3 protein-coding genes and 1 pseudogene are annotated in these 4,867 nt (G+C 67.6%); 2 read left to right on the top strand and 2 right to left on the bottom strand.

Translation table 11 applies throughout. The features are described 5' to 3' along the window. Positions 1-280: pseudogene (locus HUU94_RS07500) on the bottom strand (outer membrane protein); the annotation flags it as partial. Positions 281-436: 156 nt separating this feature from the next. Continuing rightward, a complete protein-coding gene (locus HUU94_RS07505; protein ID WP_174274470.1) occupies positions 437-1,321 on the bottom strand; it encodes a TraB/GumN family protein in 885 nt (294 codons plus the stop codon). A gap of 223 nt (positions 1,322-1,544) precedes the next feature. On the opposite strand from HUU94_RS07505, the gene HUU94_RS07510 reads away from it, so the two are divergent. Both HUU94_RS07510 and glyS read left to right on the top strand, forming a co-directional pair. Beyond that, positions 1,545-2,417, top strand: coding sequence for a glycine--tRNA ligase subunit alpha (locus HUU94_RS07510; RefSeq protein WP_174274471.1), 873 nt, complete (start codon positions 1,545-1,547; stop codon positions 2,415-2,417). Between the two features lie 42 nt (positions 2,418-2,459). Beyond that, a complete protein-coding gene (glyS, locus tag HUU94_RS07515) occupies positions 2,460-4,643 on the top strand; it encodes a glycine--tRNA ligase subunit beta (RefSeq protein ID WP_174274472.1) in 2,184 nt (727 codons plus the stop codon). Positions 4,644-4,867 lie beyond the last annotated feature (224 nt).

Below are 4,867 nucleotides of genomic sequence, written 5' to 3' on the forward strand. Positions count from 1 at the left end.
GCGACCGCCAGTAGCTGACCTCCGGGCCGACGACGAACTTGTCGAACTGGCCGTCGAAACCCAGCGCGCCGCCGAACGCGAGCTTGCCGTCGTGCGTGCCCTGGCTGTGGAACCAGTCGCGACCGCCCTGCACCTCGGCGCGGAAGCCGCGGAACGTGCCGTTTTGGCCGATCAGGTCGCCGCTCGCCGGCGTGGCCGGGCTGGCGTCCTGCGCGAGCGCGGCCTGCGACATCATCGTGGTCGATGCCAGAACGGCGGCGGCGATTAGCTTGCGATACATAGATACCTCTTGGTTGAACGTCCCTGTCGTAGCGCTCAAATATCCATGAGGGGTAGAGTTCCCGCGATCATCCAAGAGACATTGGGGTGTGTTATTCGTGAGACAGTCAGCATCAGCTCTTGGATAACTTCGTTCATCTTGGATAAAGCTTAGCCATCACCGCATGCGTACGGCGATGATCTTGCGCAGGGCGAGCATATGTTGGACCGAGTCGGGACCGGCGAGATGCCCGGCGCCGACCGCCACGAATATCGTCCCCGGCCTCGCCAGTCTTTGCGCCAGCGCCTCGGCCCATGCCTGGTCGCGTCGCTTGACGAGCAGGTCGCGCAATTGCGGCGTGAATTCGGGTTCTTCGGCGAAGGCGCGGGCGATCGCGGCGACGTCGCCCTTGATCCAGGCGGCGACCATCCGATCGAAATCGGCGCGCGCCGCCTTGGGATCGTCGAGCGCCGAGACGAGGAAGGCGCGTTGCGCGTTCTCGGGCAAAGCATCGAAGAAACCGAGCTGCTGCTCGGGCGTCTCCAGGCCCTCGATCGGCTTGCCGGCGGCGCGAAACAGCGCCGACAATTGCGGCTCGACGCCCTCGCCGCCGGGGCCGAGCCCGATCCGGCTGAACGAGGCGCCGGTGAGCACGACGGCCGCCGCCCAGCTCTTCATCCGGTCGAGCGTCTCGCTCGGGACGCCGGTCTGCGCCACCAGCGCCGCCAGCGCCTCGCGCTTGGCCGGGGGCACGCGTTCGGCGAGCGGCGGCAGGCCCTTGCCCGTCCCGAGGCTCGCCAGCACGCGCCCCACCTCGCCGGGATCCCGATCGAGCACGGTCTCCAGCATCAGGCTCTGCGCCTGGGCGATCGCCTTGTCGATCGCCGCGTCGCGCCACTTCAGGCCCGCCGGCAGGACGTGAATCGTGCCGAACAGATAGATCGTCGTGTCCGCATCGGCGACCTTCCACAGCGCCGGACGCGGCGGCGCGGGCACCTTGGCGGGGAGGGGGGACGCGGCGAGCAGGGCGAGCGGCAGCGCCCGGAGGATCGTCAAAGGCATGCCCGCGCCTATCGAGCCGCCGCCCCGCGAAGTCCATCGCCGCAACCTCCCTTCCCATCGTCACCCCAGCGAAAGCCGGCGCCTCCCGAAATGGAGCGCACGCCCGGCCTCACGAGATGCCAGCCTGCGCCGGCATGACGGGGAAGGGGGGTGCCCCATGCTTGACCCTCGCCAGCCCCTGCGCCACAGCCGCGCCACCCCGCAGACAAGGTGAGTGCCTCTCTTGGCTGAAGCCAAGCCCCTGAGCTTCCAGCGCCTGATCCTGACGCTCCATGAATATTGGAGCGATCGAGGCTGCGTGATCCTCCAGCCCTACGACATGGAGATGGGCGCGGGCACCTTTCATCCCGCGACGAGCCTGCGCGCGCTTGGCCCCGACCCTTGGAACGCCGCCTTCGTCCAGCCCTCGCGCCGCCCGACCGACGGCCGCTACGGCGAAAACCCCAACCGGCTCGGCCATTATTACCAATATCAGGTGATCCTAAAGCCGTCCCCCGCCGATCTCCAGCAGCTCTATCTCGGCTCGCTCGAGCGGATCGGGATCGACTTCACCGCGCACGACATCCGCTTCGTCGAGGATGATTGGGAAAGCCCGACGCTCGGCGCCTGGGGCCTCGGCTGGGAAGTCTGGTGCGATGGCATGGAGGTGACGCAATTCACCTATTTTCAGCAGGTTGGCGGATATGATTGCAAGCCCGTGGCAGGCGAGCTGACCTATGGGCTCGAGCGGCTGGCGATGTATATCCAGGGCGTCGACCGCGTCTACGATCTCGCGTTCAACGATCATGGGGTGACCTATGGCGACGTCTTCCTCGAAAATGAGAAGCAGTTCAGCGCGTATAATTTCGAGGCGGCGAACACCGACGGCCTGTTCAAGCAATTCGCGCTCGCCGCCGACGAGGCGCGCGCGCTGATCGAGGCGAGGCTTCCGCTGCCCGCCTACGACCAGGCGATCAAGGCCAGCCACATCTTCAACACGCTTCAGGCGCGCGGCGTCATCTCGGTCGCCGAGCGCCAGGCCTATATCGGCCGCGTCCGCGATCTCACCAAGGGCGCCTGCGAGGCCTGGATGGCGCATAACGGATGGGCGGCGTGAGGAGGTTCCCCAAGCTCCTCCCCGGCCCGGGGAGGAATGGCCATGACCGATTTCCTCCTCGAACTCCGCTCCGAGGAAATCCCCGCGCGGATGCAGGACAAGGCCGCCGCCGATCTCGCGCGGCTGTTCGAGGCCGAGATCGCCAAGGCGGGCCTCGCCGCGTCCGGCATCGAAGCCTACGCCACCCCGCGCCGCCTCGCGCTGATCGCGCGCGATCTGCCGCCCGCGACCGAGGCGGTGCGCGAGGAGACCAAGGGCCCCAAGGCCTCCGCGCCGCCGCAGGCGCTGGAAGGCTTCCTCCGCAAGACCGGCCTCGCGCGCGACCAACTCGCCGAGCGCGACGGCACATTGTTCGCGATCGTCGAACGGCCCGGCCGCGCCACCGCGGAGGTGCTTGCCGAGGCGATCCCCGCGATCGTCCTCGCCTTCCCCTGGCCCAAGTCGATGCGCTGGGGCGCGGCCTCGGCCTCCACCGCGTCGCTGCGCTGGGTGCGCCCGTTGCAGGGCATCGTCGCGCTGTTCGGCGAGGAGGTGGTGCCGTTCGCGATCGAGGGCGTGGCGAGCGGCGCCGCGACGGTCGGACACCGCTTCCATCATCCCGGCATCATCACGATCGGCTCGGCGGTCGATTATGCCGCCAAGCTGCGCGCCTGCCACGTCATCCTCGACGCAACCGAGCGGTGCGGGATCATCGAGGACGGGGCGCGCGCGCTCGCCGAGGCGCGGGGGCTGCGCGTCGTCCCCGATGCCGGGCTGGTCGCGGAAAATGCCGGGCTCACCGAATGGCCGGTGCCCCTGCTCGGTGATTTCGATCCGGCCTTCCTCGAGGTGCCGCGCGAGGTGATCCAGCTCACCATGCGCACCAACCAGAAATATTTCGCGCTGGTCGATGGGGCGGGGTCCCTGGCGCCCTACTTCATCTGCACCGCCAATATCGAGGCAAGCGACGGCGGCGCCGGCGTGATCGCGGGCAACCGCAAGGTGCTGGCCGCGCGCCTGTCCGACGCGCGCTTCTTCTGGGACCAGGATCGCAAGGTTCCGCTTAAGGAGCAGGCGAAGAAGCTCGACCGGATCATCTTCCACGAAAGGCTCGGCACCGTCGCCGACAAGGTCGATCGAGTCGCCAAACTGGCGCGCTGGCTGGTGGAAGAGGGGATCGTAAAGCCCCTCCCCTTCAGGGGAGGGGTTGGGGTGGGGGAGTCCGCCTCAATCGCCGCGCGTCCCTCCACAGGCGACCCCCACACCCCGACCCTCTCCCCTGAAGGGGAGAGGGGGAAGCTCGCCGAAATGGCCGAACAGGCCGCACGCCTGTGCAAGGCCGATCTTGTCACCGGCATGGTCGGCGAATTCCCCGAGCTCCAAGGGATCATGGGCGGCCATTACGCGCGCGCCGAGCGGCTTCCCGATGAAGTCGCCGACGCGATCCGCGATCATTACAAGCCGGTCGGACAAGGCGACGATGTGCCGACCGCGCCGGTGACGGTGGCGGTGAGTTTGGCGGATAAGCTGGATACGCTGGCACAATTCTTCGCCGAGGACATGAAGCCTACGGGATCGAAGGATCCGTTCGCGCTGCGCCGTGCGGGTCTCGGTATCCTCGAGCTGCTGGGTCGCAACGTCATCCGGGTGCGCCTTTTCGGCGTCATCGACACCGCCATGACTCTGCGCGGCTTCGCGCATCCGAGTCGGGTCGATGACGTGATGCAGTTCCTGATCGACCGCCTCAAGGTCCAGCAGCGCGAAGCCGGCGTGCGCCACGACCTGATCGACGCGGTGTTCGCGCTCGGCGGCGAGGACGATCTCGTGCGGCTGCTCGCGCGCGTGCAGGCTTTGCAGGCGTTCGTCGGCACCGAGGATGGCGTGAACCTCCTCGCCGGCTACAAGCGCGCCGCGAACATCCTCGCGATCGAGGCGAAGAAGGATGGCGAGGCCGTTTCGGGCTTGACAAATACGAACCAAATGGGTTATGAGATCGTTCCCGAGGAAGAGTCGCTGATCGCGGCACTGGAGGACGCCGAACCCATGGCCGAGGCGGCGATCGAGGCCGAGGATTTCGAGGCGGCGATGCGGACGCTCGCCGGCCTGCGCGCGCCGGTCGATGCCTTCTTCGATCGCGTCACCGTCAACGATGCCGATCGGGCCAAGCGCCGCGCGCGCCTGGCATTGCTCGCGCGGGTGCGCGACGCGATCGATCGCGTCGCGGATTTCTCAAGAATCGCGGGCTAGAATCTGTCCCGTCGACGTTGAACGCTCGTCACCCCGGCCTTTGAGCCGGGGTGACGCTGCCTGCCGACGCTGAGGGGACCAGTTCCGGGGTCCACAGCGCCACTTAGCCGAGCGTATCGGTCTTGCGGCACGGTGGATGCCGGATCAATTCCGGCATGACGGATACTTTGCGGAACATCCCAGACGTTGAACCCGTGGACCCTCGCCCCTAAGGCAAGCCGGTG

The sequence above is a fragment of the Sphingomonas bacterium genome, from assembly GCF_903644055.1.
Taxonomy (GTDB): domain Bacteria; phylum Pseudomonadota; class Alphaproteobacteria; order Sphingomonadales; family Sphingomonadaceae; genus Sphingomonas_I.

Excerpts from the sequence above, each read along its gene's own strand:
- HUU94_RS07505 (WP_174274470.1), bottom strand. The coding sequence starts at position 1,321 with ATGCCTTTGACGATCCTCCGGGCGCTGCCGCTCGCCCTGCTCGCCGCG.
- glyS (WP_174274472.1), top strand. The coding sequence starts at position 2,460 with ATGACCGATTTCCTCCTCGAACTCCGCTCCGAGGAAATCCCCGCGCGG.